This window comes from Streptomyces sp. NBC_00876 (genome assembly GCF_045207435.1).
Classification (GTDB): Bacteria; Actinomycetota; Actinomycetes; order Streptomycetales; family Streptomycetaceae; genus Streptomyces.
In genome coordinates this window covers 2,321,237-2,344,706 of the sequence record NZ_CP108800.1, presented here as the reverse complement: position 1 = coordinate 2,344,706, position 23,470 = coordinate 2,321,237, and the positions used below count along the sequence as shown (strand labels likewise).

Annotated in this window: 21 protein-coding genes; 7 read left to right on the top strand and 14 right to left on the bottom strand. The window is 71.9% G+C overall.

Going from position 1 to position 23,470, the window contains the following annotated elements:
• Positions 1 to 111: 111 nt before the first annotated feature.
• The 7 genes from OG782_RS10275 to OG782_RS10245 form a co-directional block, all read right to left on the bottom strand.
• A complete protein-coding gene (locus OG782_RS10275) occupies positions 112 to 1,044 on the bottom strand; it encodes a hypothetical protein (RefSeq protein WP_406449529.1) in 933 nt (310 codons plus the stop codon).
• Positions 977 to 1,948, bottom strand: a complete 972-nt coding sequence (efeU, locus tag OG782_RS10270) for an iron uptake transporter permease EfeU (RefSeq protein WP_406449527.1) — start codon at positions 1,946 to 1,948, stop codon at positions 977 to 979. Before efeU ends, OG782_RS10275 begins: the two co-directional genes overlap by 68 nt.
• Positions 1,949 to 1,966: 18 nt before the next feature.
• Positions 1,967 to 3,262 carry an iron uptake transporter deferrochelatase/peroxidase subunit gene (efeB, locus tag OG782_RS10265; protein ID WP_406449525.1) on the bottom strand — a complete coding sequence of 432 codons (1,296 nt, stop codon included), beginning with the start codon at positions 3,260 to 3,262 and terminating at the stop codon, positions 1,967 to 1,969.
• 22 nt (positions 3,263 to 3,284) lie between these two features.
• Positions 3,285 to 4,421, bottom strand: a complete 1,137-nt coding sequence (gene efeO, locus OG782_RS10260) for an iron uptake system protein EfeO (protein ID WP_406449523.1) — start codon at positions 4,419 to 4,421, stop codon at positions 3,285 to 3,287.
• 190 nt (positions 4,422 to 4,611) lie between these two features.
• Positions 4,612 to 5,451: a heme ABC transporter ATP-binding protein gene (locus OG782_RS10255; RefSeq protein ID WP_406449521.1), complete on the bottom strand. Its 840-nt coding sequence runs from the start codon at positions 5,449 to 5,451 to the stop codon at positions 4,612 to 4,614.
• Entirely contained in the window at positions 5,448 to 6,545 is a 1,098-nt protein-coding gene (locus OG782_RS10250; RefSeq protein WP_406449519.1) for a FecCD family ABC transporter permease, read from the bottom strand. Before OG782_RS10250 ends, OG782_RS10255 begins: the two co-directional genes overlap by 4 nt.
• A complete protein-coding gene (locus tag OG782_RS10245) occupies positions 6,542 to 7,621 on the bottom strand; it encodes a hemin ABC transporter substrate-binding protein (protein ID WP_406449517.1) in 1,080 nt (359 codons plus the stop codon). Before OG782_RS10245 ends, OG782_RS10250 begins: the two co-directional genes overlap by 4 nt.
• Before the next feature lie 159 nt (positions 7,622 to 7,780).
• On the opposite strand from OG782_RS10245, the gene OG782_RS10240 reads away from it, so the two are divergent.
• The 3 genes from OG782_RS10240 (at position 7,781) to OG782_RS10230 (ending at position 11,632) form a co-directional block, all read left to right on the top strand.
• Positions 7,781 to 9,190 (top strand): HtaA domain-containing protein, encoded by a 1,410-nt coding sequence (locus OG782_RS10240; RefSeq protein WP_406449515.1) that lies wholly within the window; start codon positions 7,781 to 7,783, stop codon positions 9,188 to 9,190.
• A gap of 123 nt (positions 9,191 to 9,313) precedes the next feature.
• A complete protein-coding gene (locus OG782_RS10235) occupies positions 9,314 to 10,891 on the top strand; it encodes an HtaA domain-containing protein (RefSeq protein WP_406449513.1) in 1,578 nt (525 codons plus the stop codon).
• A gap of 69 nt (positions 10,892 to 10,960) precedes the next feature.
• The gene (locus tag OG782_RS10230; protein WP_406449511.1) at positions 10,961 to 11,632 is read left to right on the top strand and encodes a PhzF family phenazine biosynthesis protein; all 672 of its coding nucleotides are present in this window, start codon (positions 10,961 to 10,963) and stop codon (positions 11,630 to 11,632) included.
• A 226-nt stretch (positions 11,633 to 11,858) separates the two neighbouring features.
• Here OG782_RS10230 and OG782_RS10225 read toward each other — a convergent pair whose 3' ends face one another.
• Together OG782_RS10225 and map are read right to left on the bottom strand one after the other, a co-directional pair.
• On the bottom strand, positions 11,859 to 12,524 hold the full coding sequence (locus tag OG782_RS10225; protein ID WP_406449509.1) for a heme oxygenase (biliverdin-producing): 666 nt from the start codon (positions 12,522 to 12,524) through the stop codon (positions 11,859 to 11,861).
• Between the two features lie 242 nt (positions 12,525 to 12,766).
• On the bottom strand, positions 12,767 to 13,624 hold the full coding sequence (gene map, locus OG782_RS10220) for a type I methionyl aminopeptidase (protein WP_406449507.1): 858 nt from the start codon (positions 13,622 to 13,624) through the stop codon (positions 12,767 to 12,769).
• A gap of 58 nt (positions 13,625 to 13,682) precedes the next feature.
• Here map and OG782_RS10215 point away from each other — a divergent pair, with 58 nt between their 5' ends.
• On the top strand, positions 13,683 to 13,922 hold the full coding sequence (locus OG782_RS10215; protein WP_406449505.1) for a hypothetical protein: 240 nt from the start codon (positions 13,683 to 13,685) through the stop codon (positions 13,920 to 13,922).
• A 29-nt stretch (positions 13,923 to 13,951) separates the two neighbouring features.
• Here the strand turns inward: OG782_RS10215 and OG782_RS10210 are convergent, their stop codons facing one another.
• Together OG782_RS10210 and OG782_RS10205 are read right to left on the bottom strand one after the other, a co-directional pair.
• Positions 13,952 to 15,265 (bottom strand): MFS transporter, encoded by a 1,314-nt coding sequence (locus tag OG782_RS10210; protein ID WP_406449503.1) that lies wholly within the window; start codon positions 15,263 to 15,265, stop codon positions 13,952 to 13,954.
• Between the two features lie 148 nt (positions 15,266 to 15,413).
• Positions 15,414 to 16,013 (bottom strand): hypothetical protein, encoded by a 600-nt coding sequence (locus OG782_RS10205; RefSeq protein WP_406449501.1) that lies wholly within the window; start codon positions 16,011 to 16,013, stop codon positions 15,414 to 15,416.
• 141 nt (positions 16,014 to 16,154) lie between these two features.
• Here OG782_RS10205 and npdG point away from each other — a divergent pair, with 141 nt between their 5' ends.
• Positions 16,155 to 16,865 carry an NADPH-dependent F420 reductase gene (gene npdG, locus OG782_RS10200; protein ID WP_406449499.1) on the top strand — a complete coding sequence of 237 codons (711 nt, stop codon included), beginning with the start codon at positions 16,155 to 16,157 and terminating at the stop codon, positions 16,863 to 16,865.
• A gap of 87 nt (positions 16,866 to 16,952) precedes the next feature.
• Complete coding sequence (locus OG782_RS10195) at positions 16,953 to 17,129, top strand: hypothetical protein (RefSeq protein ID WP_406449497.1); 177 nt, start codon at positions 16,953 to 16,955, stop codon at positions 17,127 to 17,129.
• A 75-nt stretch (positions 17,130 to 17,204) separates the two neighbouring features.
• On the opposite strand, the gene OG782_RS10190 is transcribed toward OG782_RS10195, so the two are convergent.
• Complete coding sequence (locus tag OG782_RS10190; RefSeq protein ID WP_406449495.1) at positions 17,205 to 18,002, bottom strand: site-2 protease family protein; 798 nt, start codon at positions 18,000 to 18,002, stop codon at positions 17,205 to 17,207.
• A 236-nt stretch (positions 18,003 to 18,238) separates the two neighbouring features.
• Between OG782_RS10190 and OG782_RS10185 the strand changes: the two genes are divergently transcribed.
• Entirely contained in the window at positions 18,239 to 21,568 is a 3,330-nt protein-coding gene (locus tag OG782_RS10185; protein ID WP_406449493.1) for an AfsR/SARP family transcriptional regulator, read from the top strand.
• A gap of 10 nt (positions 21,569 to 21,578) precedes the next feature.
• Here the strand turns inward: OG782_RS10185 and OG782_RS10180 are convergent, their stop codons facing one another.
• Both OG782_RS10180 and OG782_RS10175 read right to left on the bottom strand, forming a co-directional pair.
• Positions 21,579 to 22,436, bottom strand: coding sequence for an ABC transporter permease (locus OG782_RS10180; protein WP_406449491.1), 858 nt, complete (start codon positions 22,434 to 22,436; stop codon positions 21,579 to 21,581).
• Positions 22,433 to 23,452, bottom strand: a complete 1,020-nt coding sequence (locus OG782_RS10175; RefSeq protein WP_406449489.1) for an ATP-binding cassette domain-containing protein — start codon at positions 23,450 to 23,452, stop codon at positions 22,433 to 22,435. Before OG782_RS10175 ends, OG782_RS10180 begins: the two co-directional genes overlap by 4 nt.
• Between the last annotated feature and the right edge of the window lie 18 nt (positions 23,453 to 23,470).

Genomic DNA, 23,470 nt, shown 5'->3' with positions numbered 1-23,470 from the left:
GGGAAACCCGGCCGCCCGGTGACCGTCCTCGATGCCGGCCGCCCGCTGCCGGCTGCCCCGGTGACCGTCCGCTCCCGGCCGTACGGCAGGGCCGTACGGGCCGTAGGGCGCCTACGAACCCTTCGCCGCTGTCAGCCCCGGCAGCCGGTTCAGCACGATCACCTTGCCCGCACCGGCGCCCTTCTTCGGCACGTACGCCAGCTGGCTGGAGACCCGCTCCTTGGTGAGCGTGCTCTGCACCTCACCGGTCAGCAGCGCCTCGACATCGGGGTCGACCGTCGGGCGCAGCCCCTCGGCCGCCGTCTGCCGTTCGAAGTGCTTGCTGCTGAAGAAGACCAGCGCCCCGCCGTCGTCCGTCGCCAGGGCGAGCGGTGCGAACGCGCCGCTGTTCAGCGGCTGGTCGACGTACTGGTACGAGAACCCCGCCCGCCGGGTGTTCAGACGCGCGTCGCGCCAGACCGAGGTCGCCGAACCGGGTGCGAACGCGTCGGGCGTGCCCTTTTGCAGGTAACCCGTGTACTGCGTGCCCAAGTCCTCGGGAGCCAGCGCCAGTTCGGTGCTGTCCGCCGCCACCGGCTCGGCCCGGCCGTCGCCGTCCTTCGCGAAGCCGGGCAGCTGGTCCGGGGTGACGACCGACAGATAGGCGGCCTTCCACCCCGCGCCGGGACCGGACTTGACGAACGCGAGCAGCCAGCGGGTGTCCTGCTTCCCGCTGTCCTGATCGCGGTTGGAGTCCGTGTCCGCGAGGAACCACCGCGGCCAGCCGGCCTTCTTCGGGATGACGTAGGAGGCGTCGGTCAGTTCCAGCGGCTGATGGTTCGTGTTGCCGTCCGGATCGATCTTCTGCCGGGCCTTCAGACCCGCTTGGTTGATCGCACCGAGCGAACCCGTCACCCGGTCCGCGTCCAGCGCCGGATCGTAGGCCTTGTCCGCCGCGTTGTACGCGGTGGTGAAGGCCTTCAGGGCCTGCGCGGCCTCAGACCTCGTCGCCGCCGGCACGACTTCCAGCTCGCCGTGCACCGTCACGCACCCGCTCGCCGTCATGCTCAGCACCGTCGCTGCCGCGAGTCCCGTCGCCAGCCGAATCGGCCTCAGGCTTCTCATCCGTTGCTTTCTGCACCTTCTGATCCGTCGCCCCCACTGACCGTCCGAACCCTACCGGGGAGAGGAACAGCGCGAGGGTGGGGATCAGATACAGCGCCCACACCGTGATCTGGAGAACGGTCGGGTCGGGCTGGAAGTTGAACGTCCCCTTCAGCAGCGTGCCGTACCAGCTGTCCGGCGGAATCGTGGTGCTGATGTCGAACGCCCGGTTCTGCAGCCCGCCGAGGAACTCCGCCTCCTGCAAGTCGTGCACGCCGTACGCGAGCACGCCCGCCGCGACGACCACCAGCATGCCGCCGGTCCAGGTGAAGAACTTTGCCAGGTTGATCTTCAGCGCACCGCGGTAGAACAGCCAGCCCAGCACGACGGCCGTGGCGATGCCCAGCACCGCGCCGATCATCGGATGCCAGCCGTCGTCCGCCGCGTGCACCGCACGCCACACGAACAGCGAGGTCTCCAGGCCCTCCCGGCCGACCGCGAGGAGCGCGGTGGCGACCAGTGCGCCGGTGCCCATCGCGAGCGCCGCGTCGAGCTTGCCGTGCAGCTCCGTCTTGAGGTGCCGCGCGGTGCGCCGCATCCAGAAGACCATCCAGGTGACCAGGCCGACCGAGACGATCGACAGCGAACCGCCGAGCGCCTCCTGGGCCTTGAACGTCATCTCCTGCGAACCGAATTCGAGCCCGGCGCCGAACGCCAGGCTGACGACGATCGCGACGCCGACGCCGGCCCAGATGGGCAGCAGTCTGCTCCGGTTGCCCGTCTTCACCAGATAGGCGATGAGGATGCAGACGACCAGGCTGGCTTCGAGGCCTTCGCGCAGGCCGATCAGGAAGTTACTGAACACGTCCCGGTTTCCCTTCCGTTACGAGAACAGCGTCCGGCCCCACCAGTCGTCCTTGTCGCGGACGCCCGGCGGGACGGCGAAGTGCGCCGAACCCACGTGCTGGATGTATTCGTTGAGTGCGTCGTGTGCCGCGAGCCGCCGTTGCAGGGGGACGAACGCCTTGCGGGTGTCGCGCTGGTAGGCGAGGAAGAACAGCCCGGCGTCGAGCCGGCCCAGCCCGTCCGTGCCGTCGGTGAAGGAGTAGCCGCGGCGCAGGATCGTCGCCCCGTCGTTGGTGTCCGGGTGCGCGAGGCGCACATGGGCCGTCGGCAGCATCGCCTTCAGGAACGGCTCGTCGCGCTCCTTCGCCTTCCCGACCGGTGCGCCCTCGCCCTTGTCGCGGCCGAAGACGTCCTCCTGCTCCTGGAGCGGGGCGCGGTCCCAGGTCTCGATGTGCATCCGGATGCGCCGGGCCACCAGGTAGGAACCCCCGGTCATCCAGTCCGCCCGGTCCTTCGCGCCGACCCAGACATGCTTGTCCAGGGCGGCGGCGTCGGTGCCGGAGATGTTCCGGGTGCCGTCCTTGAAGCCCATCATGTTGCGCGGGGTCTGCGCGTCGGGCGTCGTCGAGGACGTCTTGCCGAAGCCCAGCTGCGACCAGCGGATCGCGGTGCGGCCCATGCCGATCCTGGCGAGGTTGCGGATGGCGTGCACCGCGACCTGCGGGTCGTCCGCACAGGCCTGTACGCACAGGTCGCCGCCGCTGCGGGCCCGGTCGAGGTTGTCGCCGGGGAACTTCGGCAGATCGACGAGCGCCTCGGGGCGCCGGTCCTCCAGGCCGAAGCGGCCCTTCGCGAACAGGGAGGGGCCGAAGCCGATCGTCAGCGTCAGCCGGGACGGCTTGAGCCCCAGCGCCTCACCGGTGTCGTCCGGCGGGGCCTCGGCCAGGCCTCCGTAGGCGCCGTCGCCGACCGCGTGACCGGCCGTCATCCGCTCGGCGGCCCGGGTCCACTCCTTGAGCAGCGCGACCAGTTCGGCCCGGTCCTTCGTCGTCACGTCGAACGCGGCGAAGTGCAGCCGGTCCTGGACGGCGGTGGCGATTCCGGCCTGGTGCGCACCGTGGAAGGGCACCGCGGCACCACTGTCCGCGGCCGCCACGGGGGTGTCCCCGGAGCCCGCCGCGGCGACGGCGCCACCGGCCGCCACGGCACCGAGCGCGAGCCCGGCGCCGCCCCAGCCGAGCAGCGCCCGCCGCGACGGGGCGCCGCCGGAGGTCTCGGCGGCCGGCCCGGCGACGGCCTCGTCCGCGGGTGTCTGCGGATTCTGCTCGGTCATGTCCGCAATCCTTTCCGGCCGGTTACTTCGTCACCGCGGCGGCGAGCTGCGAAAGGGGCTCGGCCAGCGCGTTGACCGCGTCCGACAGCTCCTTGCGGTCCGCCTTGCCGACCTTCTCGTACGAGGTGAACACGTAGGAGCTCTTGTCCGTGCGGTACTTGTCCAGGAGCGTGTTCAGCGCCGCGAACCGCTTGTCCAGGGTGGTGGTCAGCGCCGCGTCGTTCTTCGAGGCGATCGGCTTCAGCAGCTCGTAGGACTTCTCGGCGCCCTCGACGTTGCCCTTGAAGTCGACCAGGTCGGTGTGGCTGTAGCGCTCTTCCTCGCCGGTGACCTTGCCGGTCGCGACCTCGTCGAGGAGTTCCTTGGCGCCGTTGGCCATCGAGGTCGGGGTGATGTCCGCCGTGCCGACCCGCTTCTGCCAGTCGAGCAGGTCCTTGTAGAGGATCGGCGCGAGGGCCTTCTCCTCGGCGCCCAGCTTCTTGTCCTGCCACAGCGCCTTCTCCAGGCGGTGCCAGCCGGTCCACTTCTGGCCGTCCTCCAGGCCGTCCGCACGGACGTCGACCTTCGGGTCGATGTCACCGAAGGACTCGGCGACCGGCTCGGTGCGCTCCCAGCCGATACGGGAGTCGGCGTACGCCTTCTTCGCGGCGGCGAGGTCACCGGCGGCGACGGCGTCCGTGAAGACCTTGACCTTCGGCAGCGTCTCGTCGGCCTGCGCCTGGACATAGGTGCGGTAGGCGGCGACGGCCTTGTCCATCTCGGGGCTGCGCTTGGCCGCCTTGCCGCCGCTGACCTCGATCTTCTGACGGATGCCGTGGCCCTTCATGCCGGGCTTGCAGGCGATCTCGTACGAACCGGCCTTGATCTCGGCGGTGATGGTGGCCTTGGTGCCCGGACCGATGTTCTCGCGCTCGGCGACGATGCGGTCGTCCGGGAACAGGACGTAGACCTCGGTGACCTTGGAACCCTTGTTCTGCACGGCCAGTTCGATGTGCCCGGCCGGCAGCTCCTTCTTCGACACGTCACAGGAGTCGTCCTTGGCGACGACCTGGACGGCGCCCTCGCCCTTGCCGTCGCTCTTCTCGGCGCAGCCCGTGACGGCGGTCAGAGCGGCCACGGTGGCGGCAGCGGTGACGACGGAGAAACGAACGGCTCGCATACGGGCTCCACATGAGGATGAAGGAGAAGGAACGAACGGCCGGACAAAGCCGGGTGAGGCGGACCTAACTTAACCGAGGCTTACCTGACTGATACCCCACCTTGCAGTGATTCAGCTCTCACTGTGTGCTCACGGGAACAGAGGGATCACGTTTGACCCATGGGCGACCCGGAAAAAGGTAAAGCGATGGTCAAGGGGTCCTTTCGGGGACGACGAGCGGCACCCCCGTCCGCGGATGCGGGAACACCTCGACCGGCTGCCGGTAGACGTCGCTGAGCGCCGCACTCGTGAACACCCCGGCCGGCGGGCCCGCCACCGCGATCCGTCCGCCGTGCAGCACCGCGGCCCGGTCCGCGTACGCGGCCGCGAGCCCCAGATCGTGCAGCACGACGACGACCGCGTCACCGGCGGCGGCCCGCTCCCGGCAGATCCGCAGCACCAGTTCCTGATGGCGCAGATCGAGCGCGGCGGTCGGCTCGTCCAGCAGCAGCAGCGGGGCGCGCTGAGCCAGCACCCGGGCCAGCGCGACCCGGGCCTTCTCGCCGCCGGACAGTGCGGAGAAGGGGCGGGCGGCGAACTCCGTGACCTCGGTGGCCGCCATCGCCGCGCGTACCGCCGGATCGTCCTCGTCCTCCCGGTCCGTCCCGGCCCAGGGCGCCCGCCCCATCCGTACGACGTCCTGGACCGGGAACGGGAAGGAGAGCGCGGCGGACTGCGGAAGCACGGCCCGGCGCAGCGCCAGTTCGGGCGCGGACCAGTCGGTGACCGGGCGCCCGTCGATCCGTACCGCACCGCTGTCGGCGGGCAGATCGGCGGCCAGCGCGGCCAGCAGGGTGGACTTGCCGGCCCCGTTCGGGCCGACGAGCGCCAGCACCTCGCCCGCGCGGGCCGTCAGGTCGATGGAGTCCAGGACCTGCCGCCCGCCGAGGCGGATCCGCAGTGCGCACGCCTCGGCGACCGGGTCGCCGGGGGAGACGGGCACGGGCAGCTGCCGGCCCCGTGCCGCGAAGAGGTTCCGCAGCGTCCTCATGCCCAACCACCTTGCTTGCGACGGGTCCTGCGCAGCAGCCAGAAGAAGAACGGGCTGCCGAAGAGCGCGGTCAGCACACCGAGCGGGAGCTCGGCGGGATCGGCGACGGTACGGGCCGCGAGATCGCCCGCGACGAGCACCAGGGCGCCGCCGAGCGCACTGCCGGGGACGAGGAAGCGGTGCCCGGGTCCGTTGGCCATGCGCAGCAGATGCGGCACCAGCAGCCCCACGAACGAGATGATCCCGGCGACCGCCACCGCGGCGGCGGTCAGCAGCGCCACGACGAGCACCAGCACGATGCGCAGCCGCTCGACGTCGACGCCGAGGTGCCGGGCGGGCCGCTCGCCGAGCGCGAGCAGGTCCAGCTTCCGTGCGTAGAACGGCGCGAGGACGAGCCCGAGCACCGCGCACGGCAGCACGGCCAGCACCTTGGGCCAGGTGGCCTGGGCCAGTGAACCGAGCTGCCAGAACGTGATCTGGGTGATCTGCGCGTTGTCGGCGAAGAAGATGAACAGACCGATGAGCGCACCCGCGAAGGCGTTGACGGCGATGCCGGTGAGGATCAGCGTCACCACCTCCGTCCGGCCCCCCGACCGCGACAGCGCGTACACCAGCAGGACTGTCAGCAGTCCGGCGGCGAACGCGCAGACGGTGATGGTCCAGTTGCCGAAGAAGCTCAGACCCAGCGCGATCGAGGCGACCGCGCCGACCGCCGCCCCCGCGGAGATCCCGATGACGCCCGGCTCGGCGAGCGGATTGCCGAACACCCCCTGCATCAGGGCGCCCGCGCAGCCGAGCGAGGCACCGACCAGCAGCGCGAGGACGACCCTCGGCAGCCGTACGTTCCACAGGACGCTCTCGCCGACCCGGTCCAGGGCGTGTCCGCCCAGCCCGATCCGGTGCTGCACGGAGGCGAGGACGTCGCCCAGCGGAATGCTGTACGCGCCGAGCCCGGCGGACAGCAGACAGCAGACGACCAGGGCGGCGAGCAGTCCGGCGGTCAGGGTGACGGCCGTCGAGCGCCCGGCCCGGGGCGGCGCCTGGGCCTGCCCGGCGTCCGCCTGCCCGGTGCGCGCTTCGTACGTGGAGGTCACTTGGCCGCACCGCCCTCGGAGTGGAGCTGGGCCACCAGCTCACTCAGCACGCGGTCCGTGCGCGGCCCGTAGTTCAGCAGGACCCCGTCGTCGATGGAGACGATCCGCCGGTCCATGCCGGCCGGGGTCTCGGCGATGCCCGGGATCTTGACCAGTCCGTCGATACCGCCGACCGAGTCGAGCCCCTTCGCCATCACGAGGATCGCGTCGGGGGCCGCCTTGGCCAGGGCCTCGCTGGTGATGGCGGTGAAGTCCTTCGTCAGCCCGGAGGCCTTGCCGGCGTCTACGGCACCCGCCGCCTCGAGCAGCGAACTCGCGCCGGACTCCCGGCCGCCCAGCAGATAGACGGACGCGGAGCCGCGCAGATAGAGGAAGGCGACCCGCGGCTTCCTCGCCCCGTCGGCCGGTGCGGGAACGGACGTGCGCACGGCGTCGATGCGGTCCCGGGTGCGCTGGTTGAGCTCGTCACCGGCCTTCGGTACGCCGAGGGCGGCGGCCACCGCGTCGATCCGGCGGCCGACGTCGGCGAGTTCCTTGGCCGGCTCGACGACCACGAGCGGAATCCCGGCGTCCCGGATCTGGCCGATGGCCTCGGCCGGCCCGGTCGTGGTCTCGGCGAGCACGACGGTGGGCCGCAGCGACAGCACGCTCTCCGCCGACACGTCATGGGCCCGGGTCACCACGGGGAGCTTCTCGGCCTGTTCGAACGTGGCGGTGATGTCGCGGGCCACGACCTGCTTGCCGAGGCCGAGGGTGAAGACGATCTCGTTCAGGCCGCCGGTCAGCGGCACGATCCGGTCCGCCGAGGTGATGGTGGTCCGCTCGCCGTCCGCCGACTTCACGGTGACCGGCAACCGCGGTGCGGGCGCCGGGGTCAGCGGCTCGATCCGGTCGGCGTCCGCGGCCGGCGCGGCCCCGGCGCCCGCCGCCTTCGCCGCGGGAGCCCCCGTGCCCCCGCAGCCGGCCAGCACCAGAGCCGTCGCCAGGGCCAGGGCGGCCGTCAGGACGCCGTTGCGTCCGCGCCCTGGCCGCCCGGAGTCCCGGCCCGGTGGGGCGAAGTCCTGGGAGAAGCGCACTGGGGCACCGTCCTGTCGTTCTGCGGCTCGTTCTGCAGTGCTTGCTGCAGGGAGCAGTTGGGAGGGATCTGCGAGGAATGTGACGGAAGGGGGTACCGGCACAGGATGTACATACCTTAGGTTAGCCTTACCTCAGCTTCTAGACCTCGGAGGGGTCCCATGCCACCGTTCAGACCTGCCCGCGCGCTCGTCGTCGCGCTTCTCGCGGTACTGCTGGGAGCCCTGCTCCCGGCCACCGCCGCGCAAGCGGCGAACCGCACGGTGCAGGGCGGGCGGCTGGACTGGGGCATCAAGTCCTCGTTCCAGAGCTACGTCACCGGTCCCATCGCGCAGGGCGGTTGGGGCCTGACGGGCGGCGCCGCCACGGTCGGCGGCAGCCAGTTCCGCTTCCACTCAGCCACCGGTTCCTACGACCCGGCGAACGGCTCCTTCCGGGCCGGCTTCTCGGGCGGTGTGCGCTTCACCGGCCACAAGAAGTCCGACGGCTCCTACGAGCTCGACCTCGCCATCAGCCGCCCCACCGTCCGCATCCAGGGCGGCAGCGGCACGGTGTACGCGGACATGGTCAGCAAGGACCGGGGGACCGGCCGCGTCACCTCGGCCGCCCAGGTCCCGCTGGCCACCCTCGGCCTCTCCGGGATCGACATGAGGGGCGGATCCACCCCCATAGCCCTCAACAACGTCCCGGCGACGCTGACTTCGCAGGGCGCCAAGGCCTTCGCCGGCTACTACACGGCCGGCGCGCCGCTGGACCCGGTCAGCCTCTCCGTGGACACCTCGGCCCCCGCCGGCAAGCCCGCCGCGTCCGGGACCCCCGAGAAGCCGAAGAGCGGCGTGAAGCCGAAGACCACGGAAGGCCGCTTCGAGGACGCGGCCGTCGACTGGGGCGTGCGCCGCACCTTCCGTGAGTACGTCACCGGCTCGATCGGCCAGGGGAAGTGGACCCTGGCCGGGGGCGCCGAGGACGGCGGTGCGCTGTTCCGCTTCCCGAAGGGCACGGGCACGTACGACCCGAAGAAGCAGACCCTGACGGCGGAGTTCGAAGGCAGTGTCCGCTTCACGGGCGCCCATGGCCTCGATCTGATGCTCTCCCGGTTCTCGGTGGGCCTGAAGGCGGGCAAGGGCACGCTCGGCGCCGACGTCCGCAGCGAGGGCGACACCCGCAAGGCCGTACCGCTGATCACCTTCACCGCCAAGGACTTCGCCCCCGAGGACGGCCTCGCGGTCCTCACGGAGGCCCCCGCCACCCTGACCGCCGACGGCGCGAAGGCCTTCGGCTCCCTCTACAAGGCGGGCACCGCGATGGACCCGGTCTCGCTCGCCGTGGCCGTCGACGCCGATGCGAAGCTGCCCGCGCTTCCCGACCTGGGCAGCGAGGCCGCACCCTCGGCGCAGCCGTCGGACGCCCCTGCGGCGAAGCCCGCCGCGGCGACGGCGTCCGTTGCGGGCGAGGGCTCACGCACCGGGCTGTACCTCGCCGTCGGCGGCGCCGGTGTGCTCGCCGTGGCCGCGGCCGCCGTGCTGTTCCTCGTACGCCGCAACCGGTCCACGCCGGACACCCCCGCCTGACCCGGCACGCCTTCTCTCGCCCTCCTGACCCCCGCACGCCTTCTCCCCCCCCCCTCACACTCCCGAGAAATCCCCCACGCCACCCCCGCTGTTTTCTGTTCATCCATGAGGAGACCCCCGACCATGGCAGTCACCCGCCGTCCCATAGCTCTCGCCGCAGCCGTCGCCACCGCTGCCGCACTCGGCGCCGCCTTCGCTCTTCCGGCCCTCGCGGCCGACGGGTCCACGCAGGACAGTGCCGCCGCGGCCGCCCCGGCGATGGAGCTGAAGGACGGCACGCTGGACTGGGGCTTCAAGGAGTCCTTCCGCAAGTACATCGGCGCCGCCGGAAAGATCACGGTCAAGGACGGTGCCACCCAGGCGGCGGGCAACGGTGTGTTCACCTTTGTCAACGGCAAGGGCACGTACGACATGACCACACACGGCACCGACACCGCCTTCGAGGGCGGCGTCAACTTCTGGGCGCACGGCGGCGTCCTGGACATCACGCTCTCGGACGTCAAGCTCTCCACGGCCGGCACCGGCGGCGCGATCACCGCCGACGTGGCGACCCCGCAGGGCACCGCGAACGACGTGGCGGTCGCCGCCCTCGACCTGTCGGCCGTCCGGCCGGGTCAGGGCGCGGGCGGGGCGATGGTCTTCAAGGACATCCCGGCGAAGCTGACGAAGGCGGGCTCCGAGGCCTTCAACGGCCAGTACCAGGAGGGTGAGGCGCTCGACCCCGCCACACTCACGGTGAAGGCGGTCGCGGCCCCGACCGGGAAGCCGACCGATCCGGCCGAGCCGACCGGGAAGCCGACGGAGAAGCCGACCGACCCGGCCGAGCCGACGGACAAGCCGACCGTGAAGCCGACCGGGCCCACCACGCAGCCGACGGAGCCGGCGCCGAAGCCCTCCCCGAGCACCACGGCCACCGGTGAGCCGGCCGCCGACCCGGGTGCGATCGCCGACGGCACTCTGGACTGGGGCGTCAAGGCCTCCTTCCGTTCGTACGTCACGGGCCCCATCGCCCACGGCAAGGTCGAGACCACCGCCGGCGCCACCGCGTCCGGCAACGGGTACCGCTTCCCCGACGCCACCGGCCACTTCGACGCCGACCGGCAGACCCTGAACGCCGTGTTCGACGGCAAGGTCCGCTTCCTCGGCCACGAGGAGGACGGCGCGTACACCCTCGACCTGTCCCTGACCGACCTGGAAATCCAGGCGGAGGGGACCAAGGGCAAGCTCATCGCCGACGTGTCCGTGAAGGACCGTGAGACGAAGAAGGTCGCCACCTACACCGGTCTGGCCGTGGCCGACCTCAAGCTGCCCGCGGGCGGACTCACGGTGAAGAACGGTGTGGTGACCCTCTCCGCCGTTCCGGCGGCCCTGACCGCCGACGGCACCAAGGCCTTCGGCGGGATGTACCCGGCGGGCGAGCAGCTCGACGCGCTGACCGTCGCGGTGGCCCTGGACAAGGACGCCGAACTCCCGTCCGCCGGCGGCTCGTCCACGGGCGGCTCGTCGGCCGGCGGTACGTCCACCACCGGCGGTTCGTCAACCGGCGGCACCGTGGGCGGCGGCGGCACGGTCGGCGGCTCGGGCGCCCTCGCCTCCACCGGCTCCGACCTCCCGTCCGGCGCGCTGTTCGCCGCCTCGGGCGTCATCGTGGCGGCCGGCGCCGCAGCGGTCGTCGTGGCCCGCCGTCGCCGTACCGTCTGATCCCCGGCACACCGCCCGGGTACCGGCCTCTCGCGGGGCGGGTGCCCGGGCGGGTGCTTGAATGCGCACGTGAATGACTACGACGTACCCGCCGGCATCGACGTACTGCGCGTGTTCTGCGGCCCCGACGGCCGGCACGGCAACGCGCTCGGGGTCGTACGCGAAGGGAGCGACCACCCCGACGAGGCGTCCCGGCAGGAGCTGGCCCGGCAACTCGGTTTCAGCGAGACCGTGTTCGTGGACGACCCCGAGCGCGGCCACCTGGACATCTACACCCCGGGTCTCCGGCTGCCGTTCGCCGGACATCCCGTGGTCGGCGCCGCGTGGCTGCTCGACCTGGAGATCCTGGAGCTCGGTGTGGGGGAGGTCTTCGCCCGCCAGGACGGGGAGTTCAGCTGGATCAGCGCCCGCCCCGAGTGGGCGCCGCCGCGCACGCTTCAGCAGTACGCATCGGTCGCCGAGGTCGACGCGCTGCCCGCCCCGCCGCCCGGTGAGGGCTGGCTCTACGCCTGGGCCTGGGAGGACGAGGCCGCGGGCCGGGTGCGGGCGCGGGCGTTCCCTCGGCGGGACGACGGCATCGCGGAGGACGAGGCGACGGGCGCGGCGGCGCTGCTGCTCAGCGCGCAACTGGGCCGCGCCCTGAACATCAGGCAGGGCCGCGGCTCCCAGATCCTCACGGCCCCGGCCCCGGACGGCACGGTGGAGATCGGCGGCCGCGTGCTGCTCGCAGCCCACAGCTGACCAAGCGGCAAAATCAAGCCCGCCGAGCGCAGAACCAAACCCGCAGCGGCAGATCAAGCCCGTCCGGCGATTGAGGACAGAACGAAGCGGCGGATCAAGCCCGCCGAGCGCGGAACCAGACCCGCAGCGGCAAGATCAAGCCCGTCCGGCGATTGAGGACAGAACGAAGCGGCGGAGCGGGCCGACCGGCAATCCCGGTCACCCCGCCGCTGCCGGCCGCCAAGGCCTACGCGCTGAGCGGGAACACCTCACCCAGCTCCCGGAACACCGCGGTGTTCAGCGCGAACGCGCGCTTGCACTCGTCCACGATGCGCTGCCTCTCCAGATCGTCCGCGTTCACCGCGTCCAGCAGCTCGCGGTAACCCCGCTTGAAGGACGCGGGGTTGGAGATCTCATCGAAGACGTAGAACCGCACCCCGTCCCCCTTGCGCGCGAAGCCCCACGTCTTCTCCGCCTTGTCGCGGATGATCTGGCCGCCCGACAGGTCACCGAGGTAGCGGGTGTAGTGGTGCGCTATGTATCCGGCGGGCCAGGTGCGGGCGCACTCCGCCACCCGTGCGGCGTACGCGGCCGTGGCCGGCAGCGGGACCAGGCCCTCGCGCCAGTCCGCACCCCGCAGATGGGCCAGATCGCGCTCCAGCTCGGCGGTGCGCATCAGCTCGGGCTGTATGAACGGCCCGGCGACCGGGTCGCCGGCCAGTGCCTGGGCGCCGTCCTCCAGTGCCTGGTACACGAACCACAGCTGCTCGGTGTAGCGCGTGTACGCGTCCACGCCGAGCCGCCCGCCGAGCAGGTCGCTCATGAAGGTCGAGGTCTCCGCCTCGGTGTGCTGCTCGTGCGACGCGGTGCGGATCAGTGTCGAGAAGGGCGTGGCGGTGACGGTTGCGTCCAAGGCGGGCCTCCGGGGACCGAGGGGGACGGGAAGTCCAGAAAGAGACGGAAATATCGGCCCGCCCGGGCTGTTCGCCGGAGCGCCTGCCGATGTGTCGATCTTCCTACTTAGGTTTACCTAAGTCAACTCCTTCCCGACGCCTTGTCGGTAAAAGGCGGCCCGGCTCCGCGCCGGACGGCGGGGAGGAAACGAGAAACGGCCGCCCGGAAGGGGCGGCCGTTGAGCGGTGAGGTGCGGAAGGGTTACGGGAGCGTGAGGATGTCGGCGCCCGTCTCCGTCACCACCAGCGTGTGCTCGAACTGTGCGGTGCGCTTGCGGTCCTTCGTCACCACGGTCCAGCCGTCGTCCCACATGTCGTAGTCGTGGGACCCGAGCGTCAGCATCGGCTCGATGGTGAACGTCATGCCGGGCTGCATCACGGTGGTGGCGTGCGGGCTGTCGTAGTGCGGAATGATCAGCCCGGAGTGGAACGAGGAATTGATCCCGTGCCCCGTGAAGTCCCGCACCACCCCGTACCCGAAACGCTTCGCGTACGACTCGATGACCCGGCCGATCACATTGACCTGGCGGCCCGGACGTACCGCCTTGATCGCCCGCCTCAGCGACTCCTCGGTGCGCTCCACGAGCAGCCGCGACTCCTCGTCCACGTCACCGCAGAGGTAGGTGGCGTTGTTGTCGCCGTGCACCCCGTTGAGGTATGCGGTCACGTCGAGGTTCACGATGTCGCCGTCGCGCAGCACCGTGGAGTCCGGGATGCCGTGGCAGATCACTTCGTTGAGCGAGGTGCAGAGCGACTTGGGGAAGCCCCGGTAGCCCAGCGTCGACGGGTAGGCGCCGTGGTCGCACATGAACTCGTGGGCGACCCGGTCGAGTTCGTCCGTGGTGACACCCGGGGCGATGAGCTTCGCGGCCTCGCCCATCGCCTGCGCGGCGATACGTCCCGCGATGCGCATGCGCTCGACGGTGTCCGCGTCCTGGACCTCCGGGCCGCTGTACGGCGTCGGGGCGGGCTTGCCCACATACTCGGGGCGCCGGATGTTTCCGGGCACGGAACGAACGGGAGTGAGCTCCCCGGGTACAAGCAGCGACTGACCAGACATGCCAGCGAGTCTAACCAGCCTCTCTGGGGCAGCATGGCACCGAGGAAAGGAGCCGCTGATGGCCCTGTTCAAGAAGCGCACGGTCGGCAAGCCGGGCGAGTGGTTCTACTGCCTGGAGCACAAAAAGGTCGAGGAGGGCCCCGAGTGCCCGGCCAAGGACCGATTCGGCCCGTACACCTCCCGGCAGGAGGCACAGCACGCCATGGAGACCGCCCAGGAACGGAACCTGGAGTGGGAGAACGATCCCAAATGGCACGACCGCCCGGGGCCGGACCCGGATGAGAACGCGAACGGCTGAGGGCGGGGGCCCGGGGCCGTGCCCCGGGCTCAGCCCGTCGGCGCCGCCGCCCGCAGGGCCTCCTCGCTCCGCGCGCGCCTGCGCGAGGCGTCCTCGTCCGTCTCGGAGTCGTACGTGAGGAGCTTCGGCAGGGCGGCCGCCAGCAGCGCCACCGAGGCCACACAGGCCACGCCGCCGGTCCAGACCGCGGCACGTGTCCCCGTCCAGCCCGCCATACCGCCGGCCCGCACCTGGCCCAGCTGCGGGCCGACGCTGTACGAGAGCACCTCGATGCCCGCCAGCCGGCCCCGCAGCTCCTCGGGGATCGTCTGGTTCCAGATGGTCGACCTGCCGAGCCCGCTGAGCATGTCGCCCGCGCCGGCGACCGCCAGGCAGACCAGCACCAGCCACACGTTGCCGAACCAGCCGGCCGCCGCGATGGCCAGCCCCCAGACGGCCGCACCGAACACCACGAACAGGCCGTGCCGCCGCACCCGTGAGGTCCAGCCGCTGGTCAGCCCCAGCACCAGGGAGCCGACCGAGCCCGCCGCGTACATCAGCCCGAGCGACCACTCGGCGTCCAGATCGTCGCTGAGGAAGGGGAAGACCGCGTTCGGGAAGGCGAAGAACATCGCCGCCATGTCGATCGCGTACGTCCCGAGCAGCACCGGCCGGCTCCAGGCGTAGCGCGCCCCCTCCGCGATCCCGCGCAGCGACGGCTTCGTCCCCTTCTCCGCGGGCGGCGCGGGGGCGAGCCTGCGGCACAGCAGCACGGAGACGGCGAACGTGACCACGGTGACCGCGTACGCCGTGGCGTGCCCGGCATAGGCCACCACCACGCCCGCCAGCGCAGGGCCCATGATCGCTCCGGCCTGCCAGCGCAACGAGTTCAGTGCCGCCGCGGCGCCCAACTGGTCGTGCGGCACGATGCGGGCCATCAGCGAGTCCAGCGCGGGCCGCTGGAGCCCGGCGAGCGCGGAGACACCCCCGGCCACCACATAGAGCGGCCACAGCATCGGGTCCGGCAGGGCCGCGTTCACCAGGAGGACGAGCGCGAGCAGGCCGAGCCCCGCCTCGGTGGCCAGGATGACCTTGCGGCGGTCGGCCGAGTCGGCGAGGGCGCCGCCGTAGAGCCCGAACACGACCAGGGGCACCAGCTCGACCGCGCCCATCGCGCCGACGGCGAGCGGGGAACCGGTGAGGTCCTTGATCTGGAGGGGCAGCGCGATCAGCGCCATGAAGCTGCCGAAGTAGGTGACGAGCCCCTGCACCCACAGCAGCCTGAAGTCCGCCGAGGACCGCCAGGGCGAGAGGTCGGGCAGAAGGGCGGCCAGCCTGGCGGCGAAGGAGGGGCGAGAGGTCACGAGGAGACATGGTCCGGCGGGATACGTGCCCGGTGCAAACGCATTTCGCGCGGCGGGGGACCGGCCCCCGCAGGCGTCGTGGGCCACGCGGTCACCCCGGTCCTGTGCGCCTCGCCGCCGTCCCCGTCCGTCCGGACCCGGTCTCCCCTCACCATCGCGCGGGCGGCGGCGCGGTCAGCTGGTCGGCGAGCCGGGACAGCCGGTCCCGGAAGCGCCGCCGGCCACGCAGCACGGGCGCGCTGTTCTCCCCCGCAGCAGCGCTGACCAGGTGCTGGACCGTGTCCAGGTCCACGTCGTCGCCCACCACGGACAGCGCCTCATGGGCGAGCCCCCGGACCTCCGGATCACCGTTGTCCAGCGAGAGCACCGTCGCCCCGGCCCGGCGGGCGTCGTGGACCCGCTCCAGCAGGCCCTCGCCCGGCGGCTCCGGCACCACCACGAGCAGCGTCTCGCCCCGCCCCGCCGCCTCGATCCGGCCGAGCCCCACCGCCAGGTGTGCCGGGTCGCCCGGCTCCACCCGGTGGCGCACCAGCGTGGGCACCAGCTCGGGCAGCCCCGACCAGGTGGACTCGTCGACCAGGTGCGCCGCCAGGTGCCACGGCTCGTACACCTCGGTCCCCACCAGCAGCAGTCCGCCGCCGTGCGGGACGACCGACGAGCGGAGTGTCCCGGCGAACCTGCGGGTGGCCGCCGGCCACTGGGTCCCGGCCAGCACCTCACGCAACAGCGCCACACGTACGGCATCCATGGCCCGGCATCATGCACCACACCCCGGCCCCCGCACCGGCGAACGGCGGCGGAACCATCCGAACGAGCCCCGCCCCGCAGGCCGTCCCACTGGCCGGGGACGCAGGGTCCCGCCCCCGTACCTGGCAGTAGTGTCGGGGCCATGACTACGAATGACAGCGGCAGCGCGCCCAAGCCCCCCGCCAAGGACCCCTGGGACCTCCCCGACGTGTCCGGCCTGACCATCGGCGTGCTCGGCGGCACCGGCCCGCAGGGACGGGGACTCGCCTACCGGTTCGCCCGCGCCGGACAGGACGTGATCATCGGATCCCGCGCGGCCGACCGCGCACAGGCCGCCGCCGATGAGCTGGGCCACGGAGTGCGGGGCGCCGACAACGCCGCCTGCGCACGCGACAGCGACGTCGTGATCGTCGCCGTGCCGTGGGACGGGCACGCCAAGACCCTGGAGTCCCTGCGCGACGAGCTCGCCGGAAAGCTCGTCATCGACTGCGTCAACCCGCTCGGCTTCGACAAGAAGGGCGCCTACGCCCTGAAGCCCGAGGAGGGCAGCGCCGCCGAGCAGGCCGCCGTCCTGCTCCCGGAGTCCCGCGTCACCGCCGCCTTCCACCACCTCTCGGCGGTGCTGCTCCAGGACGAGGCGGTCGAGGAGATCGACACCGACGTGCTGGTACTGGGCGAGGTCCGCGCCGACACCGACATCGTCCAGGCACTGGCCGGCCGGATCCCCGGCATGCGCGGCATCTTCGCGGGCCGGCTGCGCAACGCCCACCAGGTCGAGTCGCTGGTCGCCAACCTGATCTCGGTCAACCGCCGCTACAAGGCACACGCGGGGCTGCGCACCACCGACGTGTGAGCCGGCACCGCACCCTGCTCCCGGCGCCCAGGGGCATGGGGGACACTGGACGGGACCGCGCATCACCCCCCGACAGGAGCCACCCCCATGCCCCGCCTCGCTCTCTACTCCCTCGTCGTCTGCGTCCTCGCCGTCGCCGCGGCCGTGATCTCCTTCACGCAGGGCAGCTGGCTCCTGGGAATCGTCTGGGTGCTGCTGGTCGGACTCTCGTCCAACATGTCCTGGTACTACCTGCGCCGGCAGCGCGCGGCCCAGAGCGCGTAGGGCGCCGGTCGCCCAGGGGCTTTCGTTGGGATCAGGCCGGGCCCCGCGAGCCCGGCATGATCCGAACGAGAGGTCCTAACCGTTCATCGCGCACACCGGATTCTGTGTCTGCCAGAACCGGTACGCGTCGAGACCGCAGTACGTCTCGAACTCGCTGACGCCCAGCGACCGCAGCAGCGCGTCGACCGCGTCGAAGAACACCGCGTTCACCTCCGGGATCCACAGCAGGGCGAAGACCGCGATCAGCCCGAACGGGGCGATCGGCTCCACCGCGCGGCGGACCCGGAGCGAGAGCCACGGCTCGATCACTCCGTAGCCGTCGAGCCCCGGCACCGGTACGGAGTTCAGGATCGCCGCCGTCACCTGGAGCAGCGCCAGGAAGCCCAGCGCGTAGCGGAAGGCCACCGGCACGCCGTCCAGCGCGTCCAGCCAGAACGGCGCGGTGCACACGAGCGCGAACAGGACATTGGTCAGGGGCCCCGCCGCCGAGATCAGGCTGTGCTTCCAGCGGCCGCGGATCCGGCCCCGCTCGATGAAGACCGCGCCACCCGGCAGCCCGATGCCGCCCATGATCACGAACAGCACGGGCAGCACGATGCTCAGCAGGGCATGGGTGTACTTCAGCGGGTTGAGGGTCAGGTATCCCTTGGCGCCGATGGAGATGTCGCCGCTGTGCAGCGCCGTGCGCGCGTGCGCGTACTCGTGGAGACAGAGCGAGACGATCCAGGCCGCGGTGACGAACAGGAACGTGGCGAAGCCGGGCTGCTCGGCGAAGTCGGTCCACACCGCCCAGCCGGACACCGCCGTCACGGCGGCGATGCCTAGGAACACCGGGCTGATCCGCCGGTCGCTGCGGGCTGTTGCGGTGGTCATCGGCGGGCTCCTGGTGGCTTCGGGAAGGGCGGGAGCGGGCGGGCGGCGAGCCCCGACCGTACAGGCGACACGGGGAAAACGTCTCGCATCCGGCCGGTGGTTCCGGAAAGGGTGGGGGCATGACGGGCGGGACGGCGAGCGGGACGACGAGCGGGACTGCGGGCGGGGCGGGCGGGGCGGGCGGGAACGGGCGGGCGGTTGTGCGCGGCCCGGGTCCCGTCACGGACAATGGGCGCGTGCGCTACGGCATCCTCGGTACGACCCAGGCACTTCGCGACGACGGCACGGCCGTCGCCATCGGCGGGGCGCGGCTGCGTGCCCTGCTCACGGTGCTCGCGCTGCACCCCGGCCGGACGGTGCAGGCCGCCGTACTCGTCGGCGAGGTGTGGGACGGTGACCCGCCCGCCGACGCCGGCGGCGCACTGCAGGCGCTCGTGGGCCGGCTCCGGCGGGCGCTCGGCCATGAGGCGGTCGCCTCGGCCGAGAGCGGCTACCGGCTGGCCGCCGAACGCGACGCCGTCGACCTGTACCGGTTCGAGCGGCTCGCGACCGAGGGGGCGCGGGCCCTGGCGGAGGGCGATCCGGCGAAGGCCCTGGGACTCCTGGACGACGCGCTCGCCCTCTGGCGGGGACCGGCCCTCGCCGACCTGCCCGACCGTCACGCCGTCGCGACGCGCTGGACGGCCCGACGCCTCGACGCCCGCCGGGCCAGGATCACCGCCGCGCTCGAACTCGGCCGGGCCGACGAGGTGCTGCCGGAACTGGCCGCCCTCTGCGGCGAGCACCCCCTCGACGAACCGCTCCAGGCGCTGCGGCTGCGGGCCCTGCGCGACGCCGGGCGCACCGCCCAGGCGCTGGCCGCCTACGACGAGGTGCGCACCCTGCTCGCCGACCGGCTCGGCACCGACCCGGGGCCCGAACTCGGCGCACTGCACACCGAACTGCTCCGTCAGGAACCGGCGCGGCCCGCCCCGCAGGCCGCCCCGCGAACGGCCCCCGCCGCTCCCGCACCGGCCGTCCGGCAGGGCAACCTCCGGGCCAGGCTCACCAGCTTCGTCGGGCGGGAGCGCGACATCGAGGCCCTGAGCGGCGACCTCTCCCGGGCGCGGCTGGTCACCCTGCTCGGGCCCGGCGGGGCGGGCAAGACCCGGCTCTCCCAGGAGGTCGCCGAGTCCGTCGACCCCGGGCAGTGGCCCGACGGCGTCTGGCTGGCCGAGCTCGCGCCCGTCGACGATCCCGAAGCGGTGCCGGAGGCGGTGCTCGGCGCACTCGGCGCCCGCGAGACCGTGCTGCGCGGGGCCGGTGCCGAGGAGCTCCGGGCCGCCGAACGCAGCTCCGGTGAACCGCTCGCCCGGCTCATCGAGCACTGTTCGCGGCGCCGCATGCTGCTCCTCCTGGACAACTGCGAGCATGTGATCGAGGCCGCCGCGTCGCTCGCCGACCAGCTGCTGGCCCGCTGCCCCGGGATCACCGTGCTCGCCACCAGCCGCGAACCCCTCGGCGTACCGGGCGAGTTCGTCCGGCCCGTCGAGCCGCTTCCCGACCCGATGGCGCTGCGCCTGCTGGCCGAGCGCGGCGCCGCCGCACTGCCCGGCTTCCGGGTCGACGCCGACGGGGCGACGGCGGCGGCCACCGCGGAGATCTGCCGCCGGCTGGACGGGCTGCCGCTCGCCATCGAGCTCGCCGCCGCCCGGCTGCGGATGCTCACCCCGCAGCAGATCGCCCACCGGCTGGATGACCGGTTCCGGCTGCTGACCAGCGGCAGCCGCACCGTGCTCCCGCGCCAGCAGACCCTGCGGGCCGTCGTCGACTGGTCCTGGGACCTGCTGGCCGAGGACGAACGCACCACCCTGCGCCGGCTCTCCGTCTTCGCCGGCGGCTGCACCCTCGACGCGGCCGAGGCGGTCTGCGCGTACGGGCCGGAGCAGGCGCACGAGGTCGCCGGGCTGCTCGGCTCACTCGTCGACAAGTCCCTGGTCGTGGCGGCACCGGCGGAGGACGGCGCGATGCGCTACCGCCTCCTGGAGACCGTCGGCGAGTACGCGGCGCAGCGGCTGGAGGAGTCGGGGGAGCGGGACGCCGTCGAGCGCCGGCACCTGGTGTTCTTCCGGGAGCTGGCCCGTACCACCGACCCCCTGCTCCGCGGTGCCGGGCAGCGCGCCGCCATCGAGCTCATCCAGCGCGAGTACGACAACCTGCGCACCGCGCTGCGGCACGCCGTCGCCGCCCGCGACGAGCAGGAGTCGCTGTGCATGGTGATCTCGCTCTCCTGGTACTGGCAGATACGCAATCTGCGCAGCGACGCCCTGCACTGGGCCGACGCCGCCGCGGCCCTGGGACCCGACCCGTTCGCCCCGCCGGTACGGCCCGCGCCCTCGATCCATGAACGCTGCACCGACGCGCCCCCGCCCATGGGGCCCGAACTGCTCCAGGAGGCACGCCGCCAGGTCGCCCTGGTCCAGCTGGTCAGCATGGACCACGCGATGGACGAGTGGACGAACGAGGCGAGCATGGTGCGGCTGCGGGGGATCGCCGCCACCTACCGGGCCGGCCAGCCGCAGACCTGCCGGAGCCCCGCATCGCTCTGGTTCTTCGCCGTCATGCTGACCGGGGGCGTCACGGACCTGCGCCATCTGCTGGACGAAACGGTGCGTGCGGCAAGGGAGTTCGACTTCGAGTGGGAGCTCGCCGCGGCGCTCCAGATGCGCGCCAACGTGCTGGCCAACCGTCCCGACTGGGCGGGCGCGGCCCATGCGGACGCCGCCGAGAGCCTGGAGATCTTCAGCCGTCTCGGTGACGACTGGGGCATGGCCGAGGCGCTCTCCTCGCGCGGCGAGGCGAACGAGAAGGCGGGCGACCACCCCCGGGCGGCCGAGGACTACCAGGCCGCGATCGGCTGCGCGGAGAAGCTCGGCGCCCTGGCCCAGGTGTCGGTGCTGCGCACCCGGTACGCCTCGGTGCTCACCGAGCTCGGCCGGGGCGCGGAGGGCGAGGCGATCCTGCGCGAGGTGCTCGCCGACGGGCGCCGCACGGGGCACGAGGCAAGGCCCGCGGCCCGGCTCTTCCTGGCTCTGTGGCTGGGCCGCTGTGGCCGTACCGCCGAGGCGCGCGAGCAGTTCACCGTACTGCTCGAGGAATTCAGATCCCAGACCATGGCGATCTTCGAGGGCTTCGTCATGGGCGGTCTGGCCTGGCTGGACAACCAGGACGGGGACTACGCAGAGGCCCTGGTCCGGTGCCGGCAGGCGCTGTCGCGTCTGAACGACCCGCTGACGCAGATGGTGGCGCCGCAGATGGCGGTGATCCACCTGGTCACCCTGGCGTGGTCCCTGGGCGGACTCGGCGGGGAGCGCCGGGGCGCGCTCGCGGCGCAGCTGCTGGGTGGGGCCCGGGAGCTGCTGCCGCAGGGGCACTTCATGACCTCGATGGAGCGGGACAACTTCGACCGCGCCGAGCGGCTGGTCCGTACCGCGCTCGGGGACGCCGCCTACGAGGCCGCGTACGCGCAGGGCGGCGGCCTCTCCCTGGAGGAGGCCGTCGCCCTCGTCGACGCGTACCGGGACTGAACCCCTTCGGTCAGGACTTCTTGCGGAACTTGGCCACCGCGAGCGGGGCCATGACCGCGGTGATGACCACGGTCCAGCCGAGCGTCACCCAGACCGAGTGGGCCAGCGGGCCGCCCATCATCAGGGCGCGTGCGGCGTCGGCCAGGTTGGACAGCGGGTTGTAGTCGGTGAAGGTCTGGAGCCAGCCGGGCATCGTCTTCGTCGGGGCGAAGATCGAGGAGCCGAACTGGAGAGGCATCAGCACGAGCATCCCCATTCCCTGGACGGCCTGAGCGGTCTTGAGGGTCAGCCCGAGCAGGATGAAGATCCACATGATGGCGGCGCCGAACGCGGCCGACAGGGCGATCGCCGCGATCATGCCGAGAACGGACTCCTGGAGCTCCATGCCGAGCGCGAAGCCCATGCCCAGCAGGATGAACGTGGCGACCATCATGCGTCCGAGCTCGACCACGATCTTCGCGATGAGCACCGAGGAACGGGCGATCGGCATCGTGCGGAACCGGTCCATGACCCCCTTGCGGAAGTCGTCGTTGACACCGGAGCCGACCGCCATGGCGATGTTCATGCCCATCATCGCCATCAGACCGGGGATCAGGTAGTTCAGGTACTCCTGCCGGCCGCCGCCCATGCTGCCGCCGACGGAGCCGCCGAAGACGTACACGAACAGCAGCGTGAAGATGACCGGCATCAGGAGCGCGTCGAACATCGACTCCGGATCCTTCTTGATCTGGAGCAGGTTGCGCCGCACCAGCGCCCCGATGTGACGCAGGTTGTTCCGCAGTCCGATCCGGCCCTCGTCGTGGATCTTCCCGGCGGGGGCGGTCACGACCGCGTCGGTGGGGGTGGGCGTCAGAGTCGTCGTGCTCATGCCGCGACCTCCTGGGGAATCGTGTCGGTGACGGTGGCCTTGTCGCCGGTGATGGCGAGGAACACCTCGTCCAGGCTGGGCAGTGCGGTGGATACGTGTGCCAGCGCGAAGCCCCGGGTGCCGAGCAGGCCGATGACGGCGGTCAGCTGCTCGTCGCTGAGGATCGGTACGTACAGCAGTCCCTCGTCCGGGACGGCCTGTGCGCCGGCGACCCCGTCGAGACCGGTCTCGCGCAGTGCCTGCGCCATCGGGGCCAGGTCTGCCGGGTCGGAGGGGCGGATCTGCAGGGTGCGGCCGCCGACCTTGGCCTTCAGCTCGTCGACACCGCCGCGGGCGATGATCCTGCCCTTGTCGATGACGGTCAGCTCGTTGGCGAGCTGCTCGGCCTCTTCCATGTACTGGGTGGTGAGCAGCACGGTCGCCCCCTCCGCGACCATCCGCTGCACCTCGTCCCAGACCTCGTTACGGGTACGGGGGTCGAGCCCCGTGGTCGGCTCGTCCAGATAGAGGACGGCCGGGCTGCCGATCATGGAGGCGGCCAGGTCGAGGCGGCGCCGCATTCCGCCGGAGTACTCCATCGCGGCCTTCTTCGCCGCGTCGGTGAGCGAGAAGCGCTCCAGCAGCTCGTCGGCGCGCGAGCGCGCCTTCTTGCGGGGGAGATCGAGCAGCCGCCCGATCATGTAGAGGTTCTCCCAGCCGGAGAGCTTCTCGTCGACCGAGGCGTACTGTCCGGTCAGGCCGATGGTGCGGCGCAGCGCGCGGGGCTGCTTCACCACGTCGAAGCCGGCCACGACCGCGTGTCCGGCGTCGGGCTGGATGAGGGTGGACAGGACCCGTACGAGCGTCGTCTTGCCGGCGCCGTTGGGGCCGAGCACACCGAGCACGGTGCCTTCGCGGACATCGAGGTCCACGCCGTCCAGAGCCTTGGTCGAGCCGTAGTGCTTGACCAGCCCCCGTACCTCGACGGCGTTCGTGCCGTTCCTGGGGTTCTTGTCGATTCGCGTCATGTCCACCATGAGACCAGCCGCCACCGA